Below are 24380 nucleotides of genomic sequence, written 5' to 3'. Positions count from 1 at the left end.
AGCGTCCGGGATTCCGCCGACCGGGACGCCGCGGTGGCCGGCGTGGCGGAAGCCGTGCGGCACATGCCCGAGCGGCCCCCGAGGTCGAGCCGGGTGGGGATCACTCCGCGGGTGGGCGCTGGTCACCCGGGATCGCCAGTGCTAGAAAGGTCGCATGGCGAGCTTTTTCGCCCTTTTTCGACGCATATCACTCAGGTCATTGGTCGGCAAGAGCCCGCGAAGCGTAGCCGGGCAGGTGCTGGTTCTCCAGGTGGCCCTGGTAGTGCTGCTCGTGGCCTGCGGCGTGTTCGCCATCTTCCTGCAGTCGGAGCGGGACGCCAACGCCGAGGCCAGGCGCCGCTCCGTAGCCGTTGCAGAGACCTTCTCGCACTCTCCCGGTGTCGTGGCGGCACTGCAGAGCCCCGACCCGTCCAAGATCCTCCAGCCGCTCACCGAGGTGGGGCGCAAGGCCGCAGGCGTCGACTTCATCGTGGTCATGGACACCAAGGGCATCCGCTACACCCACCCCATACCGAACCGAATCGGAAAGCGGTTCGTGGGCAACATCGGGCCGTCGCTGGCGGGGAAGGTCTACACGGAAAGCGTCCACGGCCCGCTCGGCCACGAGGTACAGGCCACCGTCCCCGTCGACAACGCCAGGAGCAAGGTGGTGGGCCTCGTCTCCGCCGGGCTGAAGGTCAAGAACGTGACCAATCAGGTATACCGGCAACTACCGATCATCCTGGGTGCCGGAGCCGGGGCGCTCGCGCTGGCCACCGGCGGCACGGCACTGATGGGCAGGCGGCTGCGACGGCAGACCCACAGCCTGGCCCCGGACGAGATGACCCGCATGTACGACCATCACGACGCGGTGCTGCACTCCGTGCGCGAAGGGGTGCTCATCGTCGCCGGCGACGGGCGGCTGCTGCTGGCGAACGACGAGGCCAGACGGCTGCTGGAGCTGCCCCCGGACGTCGAGGGACGGTTCGTGTCGGAGCTGTCGTGCCTCGACCCCGAGACGGTGGCACTGCTCGTCTCCGGGCGCGAGGCCACCGACGAGGTGCACTTCGCCGGAGAGCGACTGCTGGCGGTCAACCAACGGCCCACGGGGCGCGACGGAGGTCCCGGGGGAACGGTGGTGACGCTGCGCGACTCCACCGAGCTGCAGGCGTTGACCGGCAGGGCGGAGATCGCACGGGAGCGGCTCAAGCTGCTGTACGACGCCGGACTCGAGGTCGGCACCACCCTGGACGTGCTGCGCACGGCCGAGGAGCTGGCGCGGGTCGCCGTCCCTCGCTTCGCCGACTTCGCCACGGTGGACCTGGCCGACGCCGTGCTGCACGGCGAGGAGCCGGCCCCCACGGCAACGGGCATGCGACGCGCAGCCGTGTGCGGTATCCGGGATGACCATCCGCTCTACGAAAAGGGCCGGCTGATCGACTTTCTGCCTGCCACGCCCCAGGCGCGCGGCTACGGCAGCGGCCACTCCGAGCTGGTGGCCGACCTGTCGACCGCCACGGGCTGGCGGGTGCAGGACCGGGAGCGCGCCAAGGAGATCATCGACTACGGCATCCATTCCCTCATCGCCGCCCCGATCCAGGCCCGCGGCGTCGAGCTGGGCATGGCCAACTTCTGGCGCACCAAGCAGCACGAGCCCTTCGACGAGGAGGAACTGTCGCTGGCGGAGGAACTGGTGGCCCGTGCCGCGGTCAGCATCGACAACGCCCGCCGCTACACCCGCGAGCACGCCCTTGCGGTCACTCTCCAGCGCAGCCTGCTGCCGCGGGCCCTGCCTGAGCAGAGCGCCCTCGATGTCGCCTACCGCTACCTCCCCGCCCGGTCGGGCGTGGGCGGAGACTGGTTCGATGTGATTCCGCTGTCGGGGAGCCGGGTGGCGCTGGCCGTCGGCGACGTGGTCGGCCACGGCCTCCACGCCGCCGCGACCATGGGACGGCTACGGACCGCGGTGCACAACTTCTCCACCCTCGATCTGCCGCCCGACGAGCTGCTGAGCCATGTGGACGACCTGGTCGGCCGCATCGACCAGGACGAGGCGGGTATGGAGGGCAACGCGGGTGTCGTGGGCGCCACCTGCCTGTACGCGATCTACGACCCCGTGATGCGCCGCTGCGTCATGGCGCGTGCGGGGCACCTGGCGCCGGCGCTCGTCCACCCCGACGGCACCGTCACCTTCCCGGACCTGCCGGCCGGGCCTCCCCTCGGCCTCGGCGGCATGCCGTTCCAGACCGCCGAGCTGGATCTCGCGGAGGGCACTCAGCTCGTCCTCTACACCGACGGCCTCATCGAGGACCGCAGGCGCGACCTGGACGTGGGAATGGAACTGCTGCGCGACGCGCTGGCGGGCCACCCCGACCGGACGCCCGAGGAGAGCTGCCGGGCCGTGCTGGACGAGCTGCTGCCCGAGCGGCCCAAGGACGACGTCGCTCTGCTCATCGCCCGCACCCGTGCACTGCCGCCCGACCGGATCGCCGACTGGGATGTGCCGCCCGACCCGGCCGCCGTCGCGGGGATGCGCGACGCCGTGTCCCAGAAACTCGACGAGTGGGGCCTGTCCGAGCTCGGCTTCAGCATGGAGCTGGTTCTGAGCGAGCTCATCACCAACGCCATCCGCTACGGCTCCGAGCCGATCCATGTGCGGCTGATCCAGGACCGTACGCTGATCTGCGAGGTGGCCGACGGCAGCAGCACGTCGCCGCATCTGCGGTACGCCGCGACGTTGGACGAGGGAGGCCGGGGCCTGTTTCTGGTGTCGCAGATAGCCGAGCGCTGGGGCACCCGGTACACCCCCCAGGGCAAGGTGATCTGGGCCGAACAGGTGCTGCCGGACGTCATCGAGGAACCCGACCTGAAGCCGGCCGACGCGGACGAGCCCCCGGACGAGGGCGCGGCCGCCCAGGACGCCCCGGCGTGAAGACGGTTCGGCCCAGCAGTGCTTCGTCAGGTACGCCGATCCTGCCTGGTCGGGAGCATGGTGGCGGTAGGGGGCTTGGTGAGGCGGAAGGGCTCCGGGGGTGAGACGGCCTAGCTCGGTCCTGGCCTCGGGCGACAGGGCGATCTTCGACGCCTACGCCCCGGCCGACGGCTACTACACCGTCCACACCGACTACGCGTCCAACGGGTCGAGCACCCTGTGAAGCAGTGGCAGATCCTGAGGATCCGCACCGATGACACGAAGTAGCATCAGCCAGCCTGCTCAAGCCGAACACCCAACAGTCCCCCGGTCGCCGGACGGTCCCGCCACCCGGACGCTGCCGCACGCCCGGCTGAACGATCATTTTCGGATCAGTTGAAGACCCTGGTTGCGGCGGTACGGCGGCCGGATCTCCTCCGAGTGGGAGTTCGCCAAGGCACTGCAGATCTTGGAGGAGGACCCGGAGGTCTGGCAGAAGGCCGTCGAGGTCCCCGGCGCGCTCGTCGCCAACCACGGCCCCTTCACCTGGGGTGCCACCGTCCGCAAGTCCCTCGAACACTCCATCATCTGCGAAGCCGTCGCCGACATCGCCATCCACACCCTCGCGCCGGCCCCCGCCGCCTCGGCACCTCCTCGACCGGCACTACACCCGCAAACACGGCCCCGACGCCTACTACGGCAACCCGGAGACGGCGAACCCCGTGTAACCGCCCGTCACACGGGAGGGGGATCAGATCCCGCCGACGTGGCCGGTCGGCGGGACGACGGGTGTGCCCGAATCGGCTCGACTCGTACTGAGGGAAGACCCTGTCGCGGATGTTGCCGACCGTGTGGGCGAGCCGCCAGGCGGTGCATGCGACTATCGTGCCTGGCCTTGGATCGACAGCGAGGGAGCATCCAGTGCAGGACGCGGCGGGGACCGAGGAGCTTGCGCAGCGCGCGGCCGTGGGCGATCCGGGGGCCCTCGACCTGCTGCTGGAGCGGATCCGGCCGGAGATCGTGCGGCGCTGCGGACGCTTCCTGCCCTGCCGCGAGGACGCCGAGGAGGCGGCGCAGGACGTCCTCCTCCAGGTGGCACGGAAGATCGACTCCTTCGAGGGGCGCAGTCGCTTCAGCACCTGGCTCTACACGGTCGTCGCCAACTGCGCCCGCCAGAAGTACCGCGAGCTGAAGCGGCGGGCCGCCGAGCAGCCGGACGTCATCGACGCCTCGCAGCACGTCGACCCGCGCACCACGAGCGTGATCGCCGGTTCCCGTATCGACCTCCTGGAGGCGCTGGAACGCCTGGAGCGCGAACACCCCCACCTGGTCGCGCCGTTGGTCTATCGGGACATCTGCCAGCTGGAGTACGCCGAGGTCGCCGAACGGGTCGGCATTCCGCTCGGCACGCTCAAGTCCCGGCTGCACGAGGCCCGACGGCAGGTCAGGCCCTGGCTGGTCGACGCATCCTGACGGGACATCAGCCAGGAACAGTCGTCAACTGGCCAACTGTCTACGGTGGTTGTGGCGCAAGGTAAGAGGTTGATGATAAGTCGCGGCAGGGACTCCCGGTGGCCGTGATCTCGTCTGTACTGTCCACCGTTGTGTCGAACGGCAGTCGTTCAACGGCCGTTCTACGCGCGCAGATCGGCGCCCCGCACCGCCTCTTCCCCCGTCCCCCCACCCATGGAGGAATGCCGGATGCTCACCCCCACAAGGCCCCGCCACAGACTCGCCGTCGCCCTCACCGCGCTCGGCGTGCTGCTCACGGGAGCCGCGCTCCAGACCACCGCCGCCGCCCCCGCGCACGCGGCCACCACCCACCGCGTCCTGTTCGACAACGGCCACGCGGAGACGGCGGGCAACGCCGACTGGATCATCTCCACCAGCCAGCCCAACCCGCTGAGCGAGGACTCCTCGCCGTCCTCCGAGACCGACTGGACCGGCGCCCTGTCCTCCTGGGGCGTGGCCCTGCAGCAGACCGGCGACTACAGCCTGGACACGCTGCCTTCGGGCTCCAAGCTGACCTACGGCGGCACTTCGTCCACCGACCTGTCGAACTTCGACACACTGGTGCTGCCCGAGCCCAACACGCTCTTCACCACGGCCGAGAAGACCGCGATCATGACGTTCGTGAAGAACGGCGGCGGCCTGTTCATGATCTCCGACCACACCGGCGCCGACCGCAACAACGACGGCTACGACGCGGTCAAGATCCTCAACGACCTGATGACCAACAACAGCGTCGACTCCACCGACCCGTTCGGCTTCTCCATCGACTCGCTGAACATCAGCTCGGGCTACCCCGCGGCGATCAGCGACAGCAGCAACCCGGTCCTGCACGGCTCGTTCGGCACGGTCACCAAGAGCCTCATCGCGAATGGTACGACGGCCACGCTCAAGCCCGCCGACAACTCGGCCGTCAAGGGACTGCTCTACCGCTCCGGTTACTCCGGCAACACGGGAGCCTTCTTCGCCACCAGCACCTTCGGCAGCGGCAAGGTCGCCTTCTGGGGCGACAGTTCACCGATCGACGACGGCACCGGCCAGTCCGGCAACACGCTGTACGACGGCTGGAACGACACCGGCGCCACGAACGCGGCCCTCGCTCTGAACGCCACCGAGTGGCTTTCCTCGTAAGTGAGGTGAGCTGACCGAGCCCGCTCCCCGCCGTGTCCGACCACACGGCGGGGAGCGGGCTTTTCACGGTCGTTCAGCGCTGGGTGTAGATAAAACCGATCTTGTCGACCTCGTCGCCCGTACGGCCGTGGAACCCGGCGATCTGCCAGCCCGACGGCGCCGTGCGGGTCACGCAGTCCGAGGTCGTCGTACCGCCCGCCAGGGTGTTGCCCAGGTTGGTGGTGAACTTGGCGTAGAAGATCCGGGTGTTGCCGTCCTTCACGCCCTCGCACAGCTGCGCCGAGGTGACGTACTCGCCGCTGCCGAGCGTGAGCGACGAGGCGGTGCCGCCCGTGCCGCCGTGCGCCAGCGTCGTGCCGTTGCTCAGCGTCAGGCCCATCTGGTCGACGCGCGAGCCGCTGCGCAGGGTGACGGCGGTCGCCCTGGCCCCGGTGGGCACGCTGTCGATGTCGTTGAAGTAGTCCCCGTGCGGGCCGCCGAACTGGTCGCTCAGCTGGAAGGCGGAGTTGCGCGACCAGGTGAACTTGGCGGTGATCGGGTCGTGGTCGGAGAGCATGAGCCCGTCGGAGGTCAGGAAGCTCGCGTGCTCGTTGTTGTAGCTCGTGGCGTCGAGCGTGACCAGCTTGCTGCCGCGGTAGAGGATCTTGTCCACGACCTCGCAGGTGTTGGGCACGGTGGCACCGGTCTGGTCGCAGACGAGCGCGTCGCTGCCCTTGGCGGGCGCGGTGCCGCCGCGGATGACCTTGACCCAGGCGTCGGTGAGCCCGTTGGCCGCGCCGAACTCGGCGATCGTGTCGCCGGTGCGCGTGTAGCGGGTGTTGGTGTCACCCATGACCACCACGGCGTTGCCCTTGGAGTGGCTCTGGATGAAGGCCGTGAGCTGGTTGAGGTTGTCCGCCCGCGAAGCCAGGTCGCCGTCGTTCGTGCCCGCGTTGGTGTGCAGGTTGTAGAAGTCGACGTAGACACCCTCGGCCAGTCGCTCCCGCATGAACGTGAAGCCCTTGGGGGTCAGGCAGTCGCCCGAGTCGAGCTGGCAGGAGTTCCAGTGCACCCGCTCGAAGTCGTCGGTGTCGTACGAGATCTTCGACAGGGTGTTGAGCCCGCTGCCGATCCCGGCGCCGCCGCTGGTGGGCGTGCGGTAGGCGTGCGTGGTGTCGCCGGCGTAGAGATAGGCGTGGTAGTTGAAGTCCTCCTGCACGTGGACGATGTCGTACGGGCCGAGCCGCTGGCCGATCGCCGTGGTGCTGGTGTCGCGGGGTGTCGAGGCGCTGGAGAGGCTCTCGGGGAGGCCGGCGACGTTGTAGCTGAGCACACTGAAGGTGCCCGAGTCGGCGGCCGCGGCGGTGGGGGCGGTCGCTGTGAGTCCGCCGAGGGCCGCGGTTGCCGCGGCGAGAGTGGCGAGGACTCTTCGGAGGGGTGACATGGGGAGTGTCTCCTGGGGACTGAGGACTGGGGGCTGGGGACCGGGGATGAAGGGGGTTGGCACCTGCTCGTCGAGGAGGGTGCGTGAGGTCGTTTTAGCTCGATCGTGTGATGGTCGGCTTCCGGGCTTGCGGTGCCCTGGGCCGTCCGGGTTGGCGTGGCTGTGCGATCTGGGACGCCGGGTGCGGTGCCGGCGTGCGGGGCCCCTGCTCCACCAGGGTGATGGTTCGGGGCCTCCCCGTCGCTTCTGGCCGTACCCATATGACCGGGTCGCGTAGGGAACTGGCCTCCCGGGACCGGACCACGCACAGGATGCGTGTCGCCGCCCCGGGGTTGAGTACGCTGGGGACCTGGGGGTACCTCCCACGCCCTTAAGGCAGTGGGGGAGCGCCCAAGACCGTTCGGGGCGCGCGGCTGATCGGGCTCACTCCCGCTCAGTCCATAGGAACGGTCAGTAGCCGACCGAGAACGTGGCGTCGGCCTTTTCGGTGCTGGTGGAGATGGGATCGATGCGCAGGACGTAGTCCGCGTGGCGGATGTGACGGTCCGGATAGTTGAAGGAGCGGAAAGACGACCAGGAGGTATCGGCCAGGCCCGCGGTCCGGTAGAACGTGGCGTCCTGCGCGAACGTCGTCGTGCTGTCGTTGACGTCCAGTTGCAGTTGGTAGTTGTAGTGCCTCAGGTAGCGCGTCGGATAGCTGACGGACTGGAAGGACACCCCGGAGCTGTCGGCGAGCCCCGGCACGAGCTTCCACTCCGCGTCGGTGAACGGGTCGAACGGGTAGGCGTCGATCCTGCCGACGTAGTTCGCGTGGCGGACGTAACGGTCCGGGTAGTTGTAGGACTTGATCCGGTTCCAGGCCGGAGTGCCGTACTTCGCCACGAGGTTGTCGTACTCGGTCGTGGTGATCGGCTGGATGGTGCCGTGCTTGGAGTTGAGCGGCTGGGTGTACAGGCGCTGGTCGACCGCGGTCCAGGTGCCGGCGGCGAGGTCGGTGGTCTGCCAGGCGTAGAAGACACCGTTCGGGGTGTAGGTGTCACCCCACAGGTACCAGGTGCTGGACGTCTGGGACTTGACGAGGATCGGGGCCTCGGTGCCGCCGTGCGAGACCGGCGTGCTGAACACGGTGAAGCTGCCCGGATCCAGGGAGGTCGACTTGGCACCGACCAGCGTCTGGTCCTTCTTGAAGTACAGGTAGTTGACCCCGCCGACGCCCACGGCCAGGTCGCCGTCGATCACGTCATAGCCGGGGTCGAAGAAGACCTGAGCCGCCGACGCCGTCGCGAAGTCGGTGGTGTAGTTCACCATGATGACGTTGTGGCCGCTGGAGTCGACGGCCGAGTAGATGATCCCGTACTGCCCGCGCCCGGCGTCCCAGTACGCCTCCGGCGCCCAGCTGTGGGTGGCCATGTCGTGCAGCTTCAGCCGGCGGTAACCGGTGAAGGAGCGCAGGTCGGTGGAGTCCCAGACGTGGATGTACTGGCTCTGCAGGCTCCAGTCGGTGCCCTTGAGGTCGGTGGCGAGCACCACGAAGGTGCCGTCCTGCTTGCGCAGGATGAACGGGTCGCGCAGCCCACCGGTGCCCCCGGTCGGCGTCACGACCGGGTTGTTCTGGTTCAGCGGGGTCCACTGGAGCGAGTCGGCGCTGACGGCCAGATGGAGGCCGTAGTCGGAGCCGAGGCCGTTTGGGGACTCGGTGAAGTAGCCCATCACGTACGCGGATCCGGACGCCGCCCGCGCGGACGGGGTGCCGATCGCGAAGGAGGCGGTGAGGGCGGCCATCGCCCCCAGCACCGTACGGCGGGACGGCTGGAGCGGGCTGGAACGGTCACTCATCGGGTACTCCCTTTCTTCGCTGACAGGGACCTCTGAACGTGGCTCTTTGAACGCGGCTTTCCTGACGCGGCGGTCATGCCCAGGCCGTGACGGGAACGAAGGAGCTGTCCTGGCGGAAGAGATCGGTGCCGTCCGACACGTCCACGCGGAGCTGGTAGTTGTAGTGGCGCAGGTAGTAGCCCGGGTAGTTGTACGACTCGAAGCGGACAGCGCCGTCGGGTGTGCCGGTGCGGATGATGTACGTGGCGTCCTTGGCGAACGTCGACGTTCCGTCGTTGGCGTCGAAGCGGGCCCGGAAGTCCCAGTGCCTCAGGTAGTTGCCGGCCGCGTCCCGGAAGGAGTAGCCGTTCGCTTCGGCGAGGCCCGGCACCACGGTGAAGGTGGACGCCTGCTTCTCCGCGGTGGTGCTGGAGCTGGTCACCACGGGCAGGTTGAGCAGCGCGGTCTGCTCCTGCCAGTAGCGGGTGGAGTAGTTGCCCGACCGGAAGGAACGGGTCACGCCCGTCGCCAGGTTGACGCCGCCGGACACCGTCTCCTTGATCACGGTGAAGTGCCGGGCCGTACCCGAGACGCCGGGCAGCTTCTTCGGGGCGGTCCAGGTGGCGAAGGTGTCGTAGCTGTCGCTGTAGTAGTAACTGCCGTCGCCGTAGCCGTCGAAGAAGATCCGCCAGGCGCCGTTGTCGAGCTGGATCACCGAGGGACCCTCACGCGTGCCGCCCCAGCCCGCCCAGTCGCCGGTCCTGGTGATGGTGTACGGCCCGGTCAGGCTGGAGGCGGTGGCGTACTCGATGTACTTCGTCGTCTCGTTCTTGGGGAACGCGTGGTAGGTGGAGCCGATCTTCACGATGAACGTGTCGATGTGGTTGGTGCCGATGCCGGACAGGGCCACGGGCGAACTCCACGCGTCGAGCGTGGAGTTGGAAGCCTTCATCACATACGGCGTGAAGATCCACTCGTCGTCGGTGGTCGAGCACGACACGATGATGTTGACGCTGCCGTCGCTGTCGACGAACCACTCGGGTGCCCACGCGCGGGACAGATTGGTGATCGGTACCGTGTAGTCGTACAGGAAGGTCCAGCTGACCCGGTCGGAGCTGCGCGCGAAGCCGATGGTGGTGCTGACGTCCTGCCAGGTGTGCGTGGTGTACGTGATGTAGTAGTAGCCGTCGGTGTGCTTGAACACGCTGGCGTCGCGGATGCGGTTGCTGGGCGGGGTGTAGGCGGACGCCTTGACGAGCCGGAAGTCGGTGGCGTCGTCGGACTGGTAGACGTTCACGGTGCCGTCGTCGCTGTTGAGGAACGGCACGATGGTGTAGCGGGTGGCCGAGCCATGGGCGGGCGCCGCCGCGGCGGCCGACCCGAGCAGCCCGGGCAGTTCACCCAGGACGAGTGCGGTCGCGGGTATCGCGACCATCGCACGCAGCAGACTGCGGCGGGACGGGTCGAGCGGCGTCGAGGACGCGTTCCGGTCGGGGGTGATCATGATGCGGCTCTCCTTGTTTCTGTTGATCCGGGTGGGGGCGCGGCGACTCCGCGTCCCCACCCGCCGTGCGCACACGTCGAGGCGCCACCCAGGCCTGGGCCAGTGCGGCGACTTCCTCGGCCGTGAGGGTCTTGCCGTGCACACGGAAGTCGTCGACAGCCCCCTTTGAGCAGGGGCCGGCGTACTGAGACCTGCCGAGGTACCCGGCGCGGATGTGGTTGCCGAAGTAGCGCGGCTTCACCGTCACGGGGGCGTTTCGCCCGGCCTGCTGCCCGTCCGCACAGAGGACGGCGGTCCCGCTGCCGTGTGTCAGTGCCACGTGCACCCAGCGGTCGGTGGGCAACGGCTCGGCGTCGATGCGCTGTTCGGCGCCCGCGCGCCCGGCGGTGATGGCGTAACGGAGGGTGTCGTCGCCGCTGAGCGGGGTCAGGAACATATTGGCCGTGACGCCGGTACCGAGATCGAACAACGTGATCCTCCGCATGCCGAAAAGTCGGGGCGGTGGTGTCCCTCCACCGTCCCGCCATGTTCGATATACCGAATGTCGTGCGACATGCCGTGCGAGGGTTCACGTTAAGGGCTGGCCGGGTGTTGTCAACAGTCCCTGGAGGGGCGGAAGTTGTTAAAGAGACCGGAGACTGGGCGGGGGTTCGGCTCGGGTGGCGGGTGGGGTGTCCGAGGCCCTGTTTAGGGTGGTCCGCGTGACGGAGAAGAACAGCACCCCGCTCGCCGTGTTCGACCTCGACGGAACGCTCGCGGACACCGCGCACCGTCAGCGGTTCCTGGAGCGCAAGCCGCGGGACTGGGACGCGTTTTTCGCGGCCGCGCCGCAGGACCCGCCGCTCGCGGAGGGGGTGGCCCTGGCGTTGCGGTACGCGGAGGAGTACGAGGTGGTGTATCTGACCGGCCGCCCCGAGCGCTGCCGCCGTGACACCGTCGCGTGGCTGGCCGCGCAGGCGCTGCCCGCCGGCCGCATCTGGATGCGGCGCAACGACGACCGCAGGCCGGCCCGCCGCACCAAACTGGACGTCCTGCGCCGGCTCGCCCGCGACCGCGAGATCCATGTCCTGGTGGACGACGACGAGCTCGTCTGCGACGAGGCGGAACGGGCCGGTTTCAGGGTCGTACGGGCACGCTGGGCGACCACGTCCGCGGCACTGAGAGACGCTCAGGAACGAGAGGGACGGACCTAGAGGTCCGCGGCGAGGGGGAGTCGAGGGGGTTCCCGTGCAGCCCGGGTGGGGGTTGAGGGGCCGCGGTCCCGGCGCCGTTCGCGGCTCTGCCTGCTGCCGCGCCGCGGGCCTTCACCGCGGCCCGCCACGCGGCTCCTCCTCGGCGCGCATGTGGCTTCGCACGCGGCTCCCCCCGGACACCGCGCGCGTCTTGCCCGCTGGGCCGCCCGCAGCTCTCCCCGGCGGCTTCGCCCGCGCGTTCCTCCGGCGGTTTCGCCCAAGCCCCTTCCCGGGGCTCCGCCCAAAGTCCCGGGCAGGGCCTCGTCCGAGGGGCCCGGGCGGCAGGGCGGCTCGCAGGGCTCGGGCGTGGTGCTCCAGTTGGGTGACCCGGCGCGTGGCCCGCGCGAGAGGCAAGTCCGTGGCTCCGGCCGGAGACTTCCCCCGGTGGCTCACCCAAGACCGGGCCCAAGACCGGGCCCAAGACCGGGAAACCATGCCCAAGACCGGGCCCTGGGACCTGCCCGAGGGGCCTGGGCGGGGGCAAGTTGCGGCGCTTGAGCGCGGGATCGCGTGACCCGGCGCGCGGCTCGCCCGGGGGGTGGCCCGCGGCCCCCGGCGGCTCGCCGAAGGCCCGTCCAAAATCCGCCGGAGGCAGCCCGCAGGGCTTGAGCGTGGGGCTCCGATTGGGTGACCCGGCGGGCTGGTTTCCTGGCTGGAAGCCGGCTGCGTCAGGCGCCGTCCTCCAGACGGAAGCCGACCTTCAGGCCGACCTGGTAGTACTCGATCTCCCCGTCCACGATCTGTCCCCTGACCTGGGTGATCTCGAACCAGTCCAGGTTGCGCAGGGTCTGCGAGGCACGGGCGATCCCATTGCGAATGGCCTGGTCGACGCCCTCGTGGGAGGTGCCGACGATCTCGGTGACCCGGTACGTGTGATCGGACATGCGGGTGCTCCTCTCCGCCGTGGCGGGTGTGCCACGCGTCATTCCACGGTGCCTCACGGCGCGGCGGTGCGCGAGATGTCGGTGATGTCGTCGATATCGGCGATATCGGCGATGCCGGAGAAGGCAACCAGCTTGCGGCCGCCGTGCTTTTCACAGTCGGCCGGCAAGCTGATCACGTGACAACAAGCGTCTCTGGAACTCTTCCCCTGGTGGCGTCAGCGGACCACGCTCAGCGACAGTGCGAAGCGGCCCTCCCGGTCCGTCCACCAATGGGCCAGGTCCAGCCCCGCGGCGGCCAGTTCGCGACGTACGCCTTCCTCATGGAACTTCGCCGAGATCTCGGTGCGCAGTTCCTCGCCCTCCGCGAAGTCGACGGCCAGGTCGAGCGCGGGGATCTTCACGGTCTGGTCGGTCGCCGACCGCAGCCGCATCTCGATCCACTCGTTCTCGGCGTCCCAGAGGGCGACATGGTTGAACGTGTCCGGGTCGAAGTCGGCGCCGAGTTCGCGGTTGACGACGTGCAGCACGTTCTTGTTGAAGGCGGCCGTCACCCCGGCCGCGTCGTCGTACGCGGCGACGAGCACCTTCTCGTCCTTGACCAGGTCCGTGCCGAGCAGCAGGGTGTCGCCGGGGGAGAGCAGCGCCCGTACGGACGACAGGAAGGTGGTGCGCTCGGCGGGCAGCAGATTGCCGATGGTGCCGCCGAGGAACGCCACCAGCCGGGGTCCGGGCGTCCCCGGGAGCGCGAGACCGCCCGTGAAGTCGGCGATCAGCGCGTGCACGCCGAGGCCCGGATGTTCGGCGATCAGCGCGTGCCCGGCCTGGGTCAGTGCGCTTTCGCTGACGTCGACCGGCACGTACGTATGGAGTCCCGGCAGCGCGTCGAGCAGGTGGCGGGTTTTCTCGGACGAGCCGGACCCCAGTTCGACGAGGGTGCGCGCACCGGTCGTCGCGGCGATCTCGGGGGCCCGGGCGATCAGGATCTCGCGCTCCGCCCGGGTGGGGTAGTACTCGGGCAGTTCGGTGATCTGGTCGAAGAGTTCGCTGCCGTGGGCGTCGTAGAACCACTTCGGCGGCAGCGTCTTGGGCGTGTGGGTGAGGCCGTGCAGGACGTCGGCGCGCAGCGCGGCGTCCGTGGCGTCCTCGGGCAGGGTGCGGGTGAGAAGGAACGGGCTCACGTGCTGGGCTCCTTGGTGCGGGCGGATGCCATGGGGGCGTGCGCGCCTTCCGGCGCGTGCGGGTCCTTGAGCGGAGTGAGCAGGACGTCGGTGCGGCTCGCCGCGAGCAGCGTGCGGTCCGGCACCTCCCGCCAGTGCGGGTCGTCGTCGTACGGCTCGGAGGCCACGACGGTGCGGCGGCCGGGCTCGGCGAGGTACCAGAGGGTGTCGCCCCAGGCCGTCGCCGTGATCGTGTCGCCGTTGGTGAGCAGGAGGTTGAGGCGGGACCCGGGGGCCGCCTCGGCGACCTCCAGGACGGTGTCGGCCAGTGCCCGGCTCTCGTCGTCGCCGGCGCGCAACCGGTGCAGGAGCAGCGCCCAGACGAGCGCCGAGTCGCAGCGGGCCTCGAGCGACAGCAGTTCCACGGGCGGCAGGCTCTGTACGAGCGGGGCGAGGGAGCCCGGCCAGCCCCGTACGGCGCCGTTGTGGCTGAACAGCCAACGGTCCGCGGCGAACGGCGCCGCCGCGGCCTCGTCGTCCGCTCCGGCCACGGTGGCATCCCGGACGGCGCCGAGCAGCGCCGTGGTCTTCACGACCCGGGCCAGGTCCGCGAACGACTGATCGCCCCAGATCGGCCCGGGGCGCCGGTACCGGGCGGGCACCGGATCCCCTTCGGCGTACCAGCCGACCCCGAAACCATCGGCGTTGACCGTCCCGTGCCGTTGCCGCCGCGGTGCCCACGACTGCCGGAACAGACTGTGCGGCGGCTCCACGAGGAGCCGTCCGAGCGGCTCCGCGGGTCCCAGGTAGGCCAGATGACGGCACATCAGGCGTTCCCGTCGCGGGCCGTGCGGAATCCGGAGAAGATCTGCCGCCGGATCGGATAGTCCCAGTTGCGGAACGTTCCCCGGCAGGCCACCGGATCCACGGCGAACGAGCCACCACGCAGCACCTTGTACTCCGGACCGAAGAACACCTCCGAGTACTCCTTGTACGGGAACGCCGCGAAGCCCGGATAGGGGTGCAGGTCGCTCGACGTCCACTCCCACACGTCACCGATCAACTGCCGTACGCCGAGCGGTGATTGCCCCGCCGGGTAGCTGCCGGCCGGGGCCGGGCGCAGATGGCGCTGGCCGAGGTTGGCGTGCTCGGGGGTGGGGTCGGCGTCGCCCCACGGGTAGCGCGTGGAGCGGTCGGCAGCCGGATCGTGACGGGCCGCCTTCTCCCACTCGGCCTCGGTGGGCAGTCGGCGCCCCGCCCAGCGGGCGTATGCGTCGGCCTCGTACCAGCAGACGTGCAGCACCGGCTCCGAGGGCGGTACGACCTCGGTGACGCCGAAGCGGCGCCGCAGCCACTGCCCGCCCTCGCGGCGCCAGAACAGCGGCGCCTCGATGCCGTGCGAGCGGATGTGGTCCCAGCCTTCCGGAGTCCACCAGCGCCTCTCGCCGTACCCGCCGTCCTCGATGAAGGCCTGGTACGCGGCGTTCGTCACCGGAGTGGTGTCGATGAAGAACGGCGCGACCTCGCGGCGGTGCGCCGGGCGCTCGTTGTCCAGCGCCCACGGCTCGGTGGACGTCCCCATCGTGAACGGGCCGCCGGGCACCAGGACCTCGGCCGGTCCCGTGAACGGCGGCGCGGGAGCGGGGTCCGGCGCCGTGAGGGCCGCCGGTCCCCTGCGGAGCTGATGGGTGATCAGCATCGTCTCGTCGTGCTGCTGTTCATGCTGCGCGATCATCCCGAACGCGAAGCCCGCCTCGGTCAGCGGCGTGCCCTGGAACGCGGCGCTCTCCAGGACGTCCAGCGCCCGCCCGCGCACCTCGGCGGCGTACTGACGGGCCTCCGCGGGCGGCAGCAGCGGCAGCGAGGGCCGCTCGGCGCGAGGGTGCTCGAAGGCGTCGTACAGGCCGTCTATTTCGGGCCGCATCGCGTCCCGCCCGGCGACCGCGCGCAGCAGCCACAGCTCCTCCTGGTTGCCGATGTGCGCGAGGTCCCAGACCAGCGGGGACATCAACGGCGAGTGCTGTGCGGTCAGTTCGGGTTCCTCCACGCAGGACGTGAGGAGCGCGGTGCGGTCGCGGGCCGTGGTCAGTGCGTCGAGCGCGCGCTCCCGGAGCGACTCCGGGTCCGTGGGTGATGCGGGGGCGGTCATGTGCGGATGTCCTTCCCGTACAACCGACCGTGCGACCGGTCGTGGTGATCATGGCCCTGACCATCGAATTGGCTGCGGAACCGGCTCAGCAGGTCGTCGGCGGGGCAGCGCCCCCGGGCCACATAGCGGTCCGTGAACTCCGCGACGGCCTCCTGTACCTCGGCGGTGGCGCCCAGCCGGGGCAGCGCCTCCGCCGCGGCCGCGAAACAGGTGACGGCGGCGTCGCGCAGCTCGGGGTCGGTCAGGCCGTACCGCGCCGCGGTGGTCCACAGCGGATTGCGTGGAGCCGGCCGCGAATCAGCCCGCTCCGCGAGGGGTTTGACGGTCCGGTACGCGACCTCCGCGGCCTCCGGGTCGTCGAACAGCGCCGCCGTCACCGCGAGTGGCACGATCCACCCGTCGTCCCCCGGCTGCGCGTCGATCATGCGCAGTTCCAGATGGCCGCGCGGGCGGACCGGCGGGAACAGGGTCGTCAGGTGGTAGTCGAGATCCGCCCGGTTCGGCGGTGTCCCGGACCGGGTCCACGCCCGGAAGGTCAGATCCTCCGGTACGTCCCAGGGGCCGTCCGGCGCCCGGACGCACATCACCGGCGCGTCCAGGACGTGCCGGGCCCAGGCGGCGCGCGGATCGCCGCCCAGCCGAGGTGCGCTGGACCGTCCCGGGTCCATCGCCGCCCACAGGGACTGCCGCGTGGAGCGCCAGCCCGTGTACCTGCCCTGGGCCGCCGGGGAGTGCGCGAACGCGGCCACCAGGACCGCGCCCAGCTGGTGCGCCAGCCACCAGCGGCGCCCGTGCCCGAGCGGGCCCGGCTCCTCGTACCCGGCGTCCAGGCACACCTGGACGGAGGCGGAGGAGCACATCATGGCCCGCCCCTCGGGGCCCGCCCGGTCGAGGTAGCGCTCCATGGCGTCGTAGCGCGGCTCATGGAGGTAGCGGCTCGGGGGGTTCCAGGGATCCTGGCCGTACCCGCTGAGGCCGAGATCCGCCTCGCGCAGTACCGCGCGCACCGCGTCGAGGTCGGCCGACACGGACCCGATGCACTCCATCAGGGAGGCGGCGGGAAGGGAGCTGAGCTCCAACTGGCCGCCGGGTTCGACGGTGAGCGCCGAACGCAGGGGCAGGGTCCGCAGTGCGGCGTAGGCCGCTTCGAGTTGTTCGGGTGTTGCCGGGAGCTGCGGCCGGCGCAGCTCGTGGATGAGCCATTCCACCTCGACGCCGAGGGTGCGGGGCGGTCCGGTCTTGAAGCAGATGCCCCTGACCAGCGCCTCCACCTCGGCCTCGGTGACGGCGGAGCGGTGCTCCGTACAGTCACTCACCGAATCGGACATGTCGGGATCCTCCTGAGATTCCACCATGCCGCCGGCCCGACGTCTGTGGTGCCGGACCGGCATCGCTCGTCCCACCCAAGACCTTCTTGGCGGCTCGCACAAGAGTGCACTTCGACGCTCGTGGCACCGGAAGGCGCTGTTTGCCGGGCCGCGAGGCACTGTTTACGGGGCTGCGAAATTCCGTTGCGCCGTACGACCAGCATCGCTCACGATGCGTTCATGGGCACGGCGGGGGAGATCGCGAGGGGCGTTCTCGTGGCGCGTACGGGGGTCGCGCCATGAGTGCGCGCCTGCGCGCGATCGCGCAGCAGACCGAGGACATCGTCGCGGCGGGCGCGTACCGCGCGTCCGGGGGACGCGCGGTGTCGATCGCCGCGGCGGTCGAGGCCGCACGGGCCGGCACCCGGATGTACGGACCGGGGCCGGTCCGGACACCGGCCGGTGCTCCCGCGGGCACGCCGTCCGCGAGCACGCTGTTCCAGGTGACGGGCGAGAGCAGCATGGAGGCCGCCCGACGGCTCGCGGGCGAGGGCGGCCCACGCCCGGCGGGCCCGGTCGCCGTCCTGAACTTCGCCTCGGCACGCAACCCCGGCGGCGGCTACCTGAACGGCGCGCAGGCCCAGGAGGAGGCTCTGTGCCGGGCCTCCGCGCTGTACACGTGCCTGCTGCGGGCCCGCCAGTTCTACGACCACCACCGCGCCCACCGGGACCCGTTGTACACGGACCGTGTCATCCACTCACCCGCCGTGCCCGTCTTCCGTGACGACCGCGGAGCGTTGCTCGACGAGCCGTACACCGCCGGATTCCTGACCGCCGCGGCCCCCAACGCCGGAGTCGTCCTGCGTACGGCCCCGGAGCGCGCGGCCGAACTGCCGGGCGCCCTGGCCGTACGCGCCGAGCGCGTCCTGGAGACCGCCGCGGCCCACGGCTACCGCCGTCTGGTGCTGGGTGCGTGGGGCTGCGGCGTCTTCCAGAACGATCCGGCACACGTGGCGGGGGCGTTCCACGGCTTGCTGGTCAAGGGCCGCTTCGAGGGGCTCTTCGACCACGTCGTGTTCGGGATCCTGGACCGCACGAGGGACCAGGCGACGCGAGGCGCCTTCGAGCAGGCGTTCGCATCCGAGCTCCGGGGGTGATGACGCGCCTGACAGGGGCGCGGGGCTGTGACATTGTGCGGCTCCGCCGCGTGGGCGCGACCAGCCACAACGAACCCGCGGCCTCCCCTCAGCCCCCGCCTGCACGGCGGCCCTCAACGCCACCCGTACCGCTCCCGCAACCGATGCACCACCGAATTGAACCGCATCCGATCCAGCGCACAAGCCTCCCGCCGCATCCCGTCCTCGTGCAACCGCAGCACCCGGTCCACGTCCACCCACGAGTCGCGCCCCGACCGATCCCACGGCCCACTCCCGATCGGCACCCACTCCCGGTCGCCGTCGTGCCGCTTGCTCGACAGCTGGACGGCGAGCAGCGTGCCGGTGGCCTCGCGGGCGACCACGAGCACCGGGCGGTCCTTGCCCCGCCCGTCGTTCTCCTCGAAGGGCACCCACGTCCAGACGATCTCCCCGGGATCGGGGTCGCCGTCGTGCGCGGGCGCGTACTCGGTCCGTATCCGGCCCACCTCGCGGGGCTCGGCCTCGGTGGTGGCGGAAGGGCCGTAGCGGCCGGGGACGTCTTCGGCGGTGTCATCGGTAAAGGCAGTCACGCGGGTCACGTTAGAGCGTCTCTGGAACTCTTAAGGATCCGGGGTTATCGCGTGGCCCCGAGGGGTGGAAGCGATGGCAACCGCACCCGGCGCAGGCTGGGCGTCACCATCTCGGTGTGCGTCACGGTCAAATGGGTTGCCACCACAGCTCCTTCGTCGTCCTTTGCGCACGAGACTCGCAGGAGGGAAGGGCACCGGCAATGCCGGGGCGGTGAACCCATGGGTGCGGCCCACGAGTCCGCGCCTGGTACGTGGCTGACGGCCAAGGTGTGCGGTCAGCGAACCCCTCGGACGAAGGTGATGCCGACCGCGTCGGCGGGATTGCCACGGGATCGCCGACAACGCGCTGTGGGCCCTCGACTTCGAGGACCCACAGCCACGACGTACGTGAGCGAGCGGGGTGGGAACCGCCCCCGTGGGGCGCGGGTGACGAGTGACTGGATCGCCGCCCGCCACCGGCCTCACTCGCCGTCGTTCTCCACCGGTATCACTCCTTGTCGTCCCTCTCCACCGGCACCTTCTCCGTGCGCGGCGGTACGAAGCCGTTGAGCCCGGCCGCGGTGGACTTGCCCGCGCTGTCGTCCGGGTTCATCGACGAGAGCAGTTGACGGGCGAGGCCGAGGCCCGTGCCGCCCATGGTGAGCGCCTTGGCGAACAGGTCCGACATGCCGTCGGCGCCGTTGAGCAGCACCATGTGGTCGACGTTGCCGAACGCGCTGGCACCCGCCTGGACGATCTCCGGCCAGTTCTCGGCGAGTTGCTGGGCGACCACCGCCTCCTGGTTCTCGGCGAGGGCGGCGGCCCGTGCCTTGATGGCCTCCGCCTCCGCGAGACCCTGCGCGCGGGTCGCCTCGGCCGCGGCGAGACCCTTGGCCTGCGCGGCGGCCGCCTCGGCCTCACCCGTGGCCCTGGTCGCCGTCGCGGCGGCCGCACCCCGGGCCTTCGTCGCCTCGGCCTCCGCGTTGGCGGCCGTCTTGACCCGGTTCGCCTCGGCCGCGGCCGCGAGCTCGGTCTCCTTGGCCTTGGCCTGTGCCGCCGAGATACGCGCGTCACGCTCGGCCTCGGCCCGGGCCCGGGTCTCGTACGCCTGGGCGTCCGCGGGCTTGCGGACGTCCGCCTGGAGCTGCTGTTCACGGCGGTGCGCCTCGAGTTCGGCGATCCGCGTCTCCTGGACGACGACGTCCTGCCGGGCGGCGGCGTCGGCGAGCGGTCCGGCCTGCCGGGCCTTCGCGGCGGCCTTGTCGCGCTCGGCCTGGTACCCGGCCTGGAGGATCTCGCTGTCCCGGGTCGCCTCCGACATCCGGGCCGCGGCCTTCTGTTCGGCCTCGGTGGCGAGACGATTCGCCTCCGCCTGCGCGATGCGCGCGTCCCGCTGTACGGCGGCGGCGTGCGGCATCGCCAGGTTCTTGATGTACCCGGTCGGGTCCTCGATCTCGTGGATCTGCAGCGAGTCGACGATCAGACCGAGCTTCTCCATCTCCGTACCGCACGCGGCCCGGGTCTGGCCGGTCAGCTTCTCCCGGTCGCGGATCATGTCCTCGACGGTCAACCCGCCGACGATGGACCGCAGATGGCCGGCGAAGACGTTGTGCACCCGCTCCGACATCATCTTCTGCTGGTCGAGGAAGCGGCGGCCCGCGTTGGCGATCGACACGAAGTCGTCGCCCACCTTGAAGATGACCACACCCCGCACCTTCAGCGGAATGCCCTGGGAGGTCACGCAGTCCACGTGCAGCTCGGTCTCGTTGAGGTCGAGCGAGATCTTGCGCACCGCCTGCACACCCGGCAGCACCAGCGTGCCGCGCCCCGTCACGATGCGGAATCCCATGCCCTCTTCAAGGCCTTCGGTCCGATGCTTCGAACCGGAGATGATCAGCGCTTCGTTGGGCTCCGCAACACGCCACATGAGCTTGAAGACCACAACGACGAAGATCAGTGCGAGGACAACAGCCCCCGCCACGACGCCGACAACCATCGGCATACGCCCCCTTTGCATGGTGCCCTATCGGCACCGAACGAACGGGAGTGTGCTCCTCGGCGGGGCCGGGGTACAGACGCTGACGGATCCTTGTTGCAATCTTGACGCACACCGCTCTCACCTGGGGCGGAGCGTGCACAGACGAGCCGTCAACTGTCGTACGCGGCCGATACGTACACCGTGCGCGGCGGCAGATACTCGACCACCATCACCACCGTGCCGCACTCGATCCGCTCCTTCGCGGCGGCGGGGTACGCGAGGAAGTGCTCGGCGCCGCCGCGGACCCTGACGATCACCTCGCCGACGAGCCCGGGCCCGACCGTGCCGGTCACCCGCCCCATCAACCCGACCATCGACGCATCGTCCATCATGGGCACAGGGTACGGCCGGAACCCGCTGGTCAGTGCCTCCGTGTCGAACCCGCTTGAGGATTTTCGCCCCGAACTCGCCTACACCGCCGGGGAGTCCGCGGGCGCCCCGTGCGGCGGCCAGTGCTCGTGCCAGCGCTGGTCGGCCTCCAGCTGGGCGGCCAGCGAGACGAGCAGCGGCTCGCTGTTCGCCGGGCCGAGGAGCTGGGCGCCGACCGGCAGGCCGTCGCCGACGAAACCCGCGGGGACATTGACGCCCGGCCAGCCCAGGATGTTCCACGGCCAGGCGTACGGGCAGGCGGCGATCATGGCCCGATCGGTATCGAGGCCGCTCAGGTTCACCATCGAGCCGATGCGCGGCGGGGGAGCGGCCGTCGTCGGCGCCAGCAGGACGTCGTAGGAGTCGAAGAGCGTGCCGATCCGCCGGTGCAGGGTGGTCTCGGCGCGCCGGGACGCCCGCAGGGGCGCGCCGCCGAGCAGTCGGCCGAGGCGGGCGGCGCCCAGGGTCCGGTGGTCCAGGAGGTGCGGGTGGGGCAGGTCGCGCACCCGCTCGGCGAGCCCGGCCGTGGCGCGCGGGATGAAGGTCAGCCCGATCTGCCCGTACCGCGGCTCCGCCTCCTCCACCGTGTGGCCGAGCGCCGCGAGCCGCTCCGCGAGCGCGACGACCCGTGCCCGTACGAGGGGGTCGAGCCGCGCGGGCAGCGCCGTGAACGGCGGTTTCAGCGAAAGGGCGATCCGCAGCCGGCCCGGCTCGCGGCCCACCGCGTCGGAGATGCGCAGCGCGGGCGGGCGGTGCAGATCGCCGTCGTGGTTGCCGCTCGCCGCGTCCAGGAGCAGGGCCGCGTCCGCGACCGAACGGGCGAGCGTTCCGTTGACCGTGATGCCCTGGAAGGACTCCGCACGCGGCCACGTCGAGATCCGGCCGCGCTGCGGCTTGATCCCGATCAGATGGGTCCAGGAGGCCGGGATACGGACCGAGCCCGCGCCGTCCGAGCCCAGCGCCGCGGGGACCAGTCCCGCCGCCACCGCCGCCGCGGAGCCGCCGGACGAGCCGCCCGGGGTGTGCTCGGAGTGCCAGGGATTACGGGTGGCGCCGAAGGCGGGCCCCTCGGTGAACGGCCACTGGCCGAGCTCGCAGGTGTTGGTCTTGCCGATGACGATCGCCCCGGCCGCGCGCAGCCGGCGCACCGCCTCCCCGTCCTCGGCCTCGGGCGGGAACACCCCCCGGCAGCCGAACGCGGTCGGCTCGCCCGCCACGTCCATGTCGTCCTTCACCGCCACCGGAACCCCGAGCAGCGGCCGCCGCACCCCCGACGCCAACTCCTTGTCGGCGGCGTCGGCCTCGGCGAGTGCCGCCTCGGCGCGCACCACCCGGAAGGCGTTCAGGGAGTGCTGGGTCGCCTCGATCCGGGCCAGCGCCCGCTCCACCAGCTCGCGTGCGCTCACCTCTCCAAGGGCGAGGGCGCGCGCACACTCCGCCAGACCTGCGGCACGGTCGTGAGCCATACGGGACCACCTCCGGAGCACGTCGTCTACCGCACGGTAACCTCCCCACGGGCCATCCCGCACGGGATGCGGAAGTTCCCTCGCGGAAGGGGATGTTCCGGCATGGGAGGCCCGCGAGGTTCCCCCGGCGCGAAGGGGCGCGCGGGGTTTCTGCAAGGATGCGACACGTCATGGTGCAGATACCGAAACAGCCCGTCCCGCCGTCGCCCGCACAACGACCCGTGCCGACGAGTGCCGATGTGGCCCGCCTGGCAGGCGTCTCCCGGGCCACCGTCTCGTACGTTCTGAACAACACCAGCGCCGTCCGGATCAGCGAACCCACCCGCCGCCGCGTGCACGAGGCGGCCAAGGAACTCGGGTACGTCCCGCACGCCGCCGCCCGTTCCCTGCGCGCCGGGCACAGCCGTATGGTCCTGATGCCCACGCCGAGCGTGCCCGTGGGACCGCTCTACAGCCAGTTCCTCAACGAACTTCAGTGGGCGCTGGGCCGTCTGGATTACACCGTCGTGCAGTACGGCAGTGTCGGCCTGCACGACGACGAGGCCGCCCGCGCCTGGGCCGAGCTGCGGCCGGTCGCCGTACTGGTGCCCGGCAGCGACCTCGGCCCGCAGGGAGTGGCCGTCCTCAAGCGCTCCGGCGCCCGGGCCGTCGTCACGTTCGGCCCCGAGCGCATCGAGGGTGCGCACGCGCTGCTCATGGACCACGACAAGGTCGGCCACAGCGCGGGCGTCCACCTGCTGGCCCGGGGCCGCCGCCGGGTCGGCGTCGTGGTGCCCGAGGAACCCGGCCTGGAGATCTTCTCCAAGTCCCGGCTCGACGGCGTCCGCCGCGCCCTGACCGGCACCGACGCCGCTGTGACCGAGCTGCCGCTCGCATACGAGGAGGGGGCCGCCGCCCGGCTCGCGGCGCGCTGGCGCCCGCTCGGCCTGGACGCGGTGTTCGCCTACAACGACGAGTACGCGATGCTGCTGATGCGTGCCCTCCAGGAGGAGGGCATCGGCATCCCGGACGAGACGGCCGTGATCGGCGCCGACGACCTCATGCTCGGCCGGCTGCTGCGGCCCCGCCTCAGCACCGTCCACATCGAACTGCCGTCCGGACGCGACCTCGCGGAACTGGTCGACCGCGCGGTGCGCGAGCCGGGCGCGGCGCCCGAGGCCCGCGAGGTACTGGGCGCGCGGGTGGTGCACCGCGACTCGAGCTGAGAGAGGCTGTAGCCGGTCCGGACATGTATCGGCCGGATCGGATACGGCCGTACGGCCGGATCGGATACCGGAGGCGCGTCATGCGGACCACGGTCGGCATCATCGGCGGCGGCCCCGCCGGGCTCCGGCCGGCCCGGCTGTCGCATCGCACGGGCATCGACTGCGCCGTCCTGGAGAGCGGGCCGCGCGCCCACGTCGAGCAGCGTCGGCGCGTCCGCGAGCCGATGAACCACGGCCGGCTGTTCCTGGCCGGGGACGCCGCGCACATCGTGCCGCCGACCGGGGCCAAGGGCCTCAACCTCGCCGTCTCGGACGTACGGGTGCCGGCCCGCGGGTTCGCCGTGCCGCACCGCACCGGATCGGTCCAACTCCGACTCCGTTACTGGGAGTTGTTCCTCGACCGGGTGTGGCAGGCCACGCGCTTCTCGTACGACATGACTAGGATGTTGCACGCTCAACCAAATGGGGATGTCTTCGACCACCGGGTCCAGCTCGCCGGGCTGCGCCGGATCACGGCATCCCGCCACGCGGCCGCCGAACCGGCCGCGAACCACACGGGACTCCCCCTGGGACGATGAGTCCCAGGGGTGAACAGT

22 protein-coding genes and 1 pseudogene are annotated in these 24380 nt (G+C 70.7%); 9 read left to right on the top strand and 14 right to left on the bottom strand.

Annotated features, from left to right (window positions below; translation table 11 throughout):
* Positions 1–154: 154 nt before the first annotated feature.
* From OG747_RS03930 to OG747_RS03910, 5 genes and pseudogenes are all read left to right on the top strand, one after another.
* Positions 155–2911, top strand: a complete 2757-nt coding sequence (locus OG747_RS03930) for a SpoIIE family protein phosphatase (RefSeq protein ID WP_405877809.1) — start codon at positions 155–157, stop codon at positions 2909–2911.
* Positions 2912–3011: 100 nt separating this feature from the next.
* Positions 3012–3134, top strand: coding sequence for a hypothetical protein (locus OG747_RS03925; protein WP_405877807.1), 123 nt, complete (start codon positions 3012–3014; stop codon positions 3132–3134).
* 252 nt (positions 3135–3386) lie between these two features.
* Positions 3387–3618: pseudogene (locus OG747_RS03920) on the top strand (class II aldolase/adducin family protein); the annotation flags it as partial.
* A 193-nt stretch (positions 3619–3811) separates the two neighbouring features.
* Positions 3812–4363 (top strand): RNA polymerase sigma factor, encoded by a 552-nt coding sequence (locus OG747_RS03915; RefSeq protein WP_405877805.1) that lies wholly within the window; start codon positions 3812–3814, stop codon positions 4361–4363.
* A 228-nt stretch (positions 4364–4591) separates the two neighbouring features.
* On the top strand, positions 4592–5530 hold the full coding sequence (locus OG747_RS03910; RefSeq protein ID WP_405877803.1) for a hydrolase: 939 nt from the start codon (positions 4592–4594) through the stop codon (positions 5528–5530).
* A gap of 73 nt (positions 5531–5603) precedes the next feature.
* Here OG747_RS03910 and OG747_RS03905 read toward each other — a convergent pair whose 3' ends face one another.
* The 4 genes from OG747_RS03905 to OG747_RS03890 form a co-directional block, all read right to left on the bottom strand.
* Positions 5604–6953, bottom strand: a complete 1350-nt coding sequence (locus OG747_RS03905; protein ID WP_405877801.1) for a jacalin-like lectin — start codon at positions 6951–6953, stop codon at positions 5604–5606.
* Positions 6954–7403: 450 nt separating this feature from the next.
* Positions 7404–8789 carry a glycoside hydrolase family 43 protein gene (locus OG747_RS03900; RefSeq protein ID WP_405877799.1) on the bottom strand — a complete coding sequence of 462 codons (1386 nt, stop codon included), beginning with the start codon at positions 8787–8789 and terminating at the stop codon, positions 7404–7406.
* A gap of 73 nt (positions 8790–8862) precedes the next feature.
* Positions 8863–10272 carry a glycoside hydrolase family 43 protein gene (locus OG747_RS03895; RefSeq protein ID WP_405877797.1) on the bottom strand — a complete coding sequence of 470 codons (1410 nt, stop codon included), beginning with the start codon at positions 10270–10272 and terminating at the stop codon, positions 8863–8865.
* Positions 10166–10756, bottom strand: a complete 591-nt coding sequence (locus OG747_RS03890; RefSeq protein ID WP_405877795.1) for a LamG domain-containing protein — start codon at positions 10754–10756, stop codon at positions 10166–10168. Before OG747_RS03890 ends, OG747_RS03895 begins: the two co-directional genes overlap by 107 nt.
* A 208-nt stretch (positions 10757–10964) precedes the next feature.
* On the opposite strand from OG747_RS03890, the gene OG747_RS03885 reads away from it, so the two are divergent.
* Positions 10965–11465 carry a hypothetical protein gene (locus OG747_RS03885; RefSeq protein WP_405885441.1) on the top strand — a complete coding sequence of 167 codons (501 nt, stop codon included), beginning with the start codon at positions 10965–10967 and terminating at the stop codon, positions 11463–11465.
* A 707-nt stretch (positions 11466–12172) separates the two neighbouring features.
* Here OG747_RS03885 and OG747_RS03880 read toward each other — a convergent pair.
* From OG747_RS03880 to egtA, 6 genes are read right to left on the bottom strand one after another with little or no spacing between them, the layout of a single operon-like run.
* On the bottom strand, positions 12173–12388 hold the full coding sequence (locus tag OG747_RS03880) for a dodecin (RefSeq protein WP_405877793.1): 216 nt from the start codon (positions 12386–12388) through the stop codon (positions 12173–12175).
* A gap of 53 nt (positions 12389–12441) precedes the next feature.
* Entirely contained in the window at positions 12442–12564 is a 123-nt protein-coding gene (locus OG747_RS03875) for a hypothetical protein (protein WP_405877791.1), read from the bottom strand.
* A gap of 39 nt (positions 12565–12603) precedes the next feature.
* Complete coding sequence (gene egtD / locus OG747_RS03870; RefSeq protein ID WP_405877789.1) at positions 12604–13566, bottom strand: L-histidine N(alpha)-methyltransferase; 963 nt, start codon at positions 13564–13566, stop codon at positions 12604–12606.
* Entirely contained in the window at positions 13563–14372 is an 810-nt protein-coding gene (gene egtC, locus OG747_RS03865) for an ergothioneine biosynthesis protein EgtC (RefSeq protein WP_405877787.1), read from the bottom strand. The genes egtD and egtC overlap by 4 nt, the downstream gene beginning before the upstream one ends.
* Complete coding sequence (gene egtB / locus OG747_RS03860; RefSeq protein ID WP_405877785.1) at positions 14372–15694, bottom strand: ergothioneine biosynthesis protein EgtB; 1323 nt, start codon at positions 15692–15694, stop codon at positions 14372–14374. The genes egtC and egtB overlap by 1 nt, the downstream gene beginning before the upstream one ends.
* Positions 15691–17022 carry an ergothioneine biosynthesis glutamate--cysteine ligase EgtA gene (egtA, locus tag OG747_RS03855; protein ID WP_405877783.1) on the bottom strand — a complete coding sequence of 444 codons (1332 nt, stop codon included), beginning with the start codon at positions 17020–17022 and terminating at the stop codon, positions 15691–15693. The genes egtB and egtA overlap by 4 nt, the downstream gene beginning before the upstream one ends.
* Positions 17023–17300: 278 nt before the next feature.
* Between egtA and OG747_RS03850 the strand changes: the two genes are divergently transcribed.
* Positions 17301–18158 carry a TIGR02452 family protein gene (locus tag OG747_RS03850; protein ID WP_405877781.1) on the top strand — a complete coding sequence of 286 codons (858 nt, stop codon included), beginning with the start codon at positions 17301–17303 and terminating at the stop codon, positions 18156–18158.
* Between the two features lie 113 nt (positions 18159–18271).
* Here OG747_RS03850 and OG747_RS03845 read toward each other — a convergent pair whose 3' ends face one another.
* From OG747_RS03845 to OG747_RS03830, 4 genes are all read right to left on the bottom strand, one after another.
* Positions 18272–18727: a type II toxin-antitoxin system PemK/MazF family toxin gene (locus tag OG747_RS03845; protein WP_405877779.1), complete on the bottom strand. Its 456-nt coding sequence runs from the start codon at positions 18725–18727 to the stop codon at positions 18272–18274.
* Between the two features lie 487 nt (positions 18728–19214).
* Positions 19215–20708 (bottom strand): SPFH domain-containing protein, encoded by a 1494-nt coding sequence (locus tag OG747_RS03840; protein ID WP_405877777.1) that lies wholly within the window; start codon positions 20706–20708, stop codon positions 19215–19217.
* Between the two features lie 146 nt (positions 20709–20854).
* Positions 20855–21073: a hypothetical protein gene (locus tag OG747_RS03835; protein ID WP_168498610.1), complete on the bottom strand. Its 219-nt coding sequence runs from the start codon at positions 21071–21073 to the stop codon at positions 20855–20857.
* Positions 21074–21154: 81 nt separating this feature from the next.
* Positions 21155–22579 carry an amidase gene (locus OG747_RS03830; RefSeq protein ID WP_405877775.1) on the bottom strand — a complete coding sequence of 475 codons (1425 nt, stop codon included), beginning with the start codon at positions 22577–22579 and terminating at the stop codon, positions 21155–21157.
* Between the two features lie 170 nt (positions 22580–22749).
* On the opposite strand from OG747_RS03830, the gene OG747_RS03825 reads away from it, so the two are divergent.
* A complete protein-coding gene (locus OG747_RS03825; protein ID WP_405877773.1) occupies positions 22750–23784 on the top strand; it encodes a LacI family DNA-binding transcriptional regulator in 1035 nt (344 codons plus the stop codon).
* A gap of 80 nt (positions 23785–23864) precedes the next feature.
* Complete coding sequence (locus tag OG747_RS03820; protein ID WP_405877771.1) at positions 23865–24362, top strand: FAD-dependent monooxygenase; 498 nt, start codon at positions 23865–23867, stop codon at positions 24360–24362.
* Positions 24363–24380 lie beyond the last annotated feature (18 nt).

Source organism: Streptomyces sp. NBC_01384 (assembly GCF_045040035.1).
In the GTDB taxonomy this organism is placed as follows: domain Bacteria; phylum Actinomycetota; class Actinomycetes; order Streptomycetales; family Streptomycetaceae; genus Streptomyces.
This window is presented reverse-complemented; position numbering and strand designations above follow the sequence as displayed.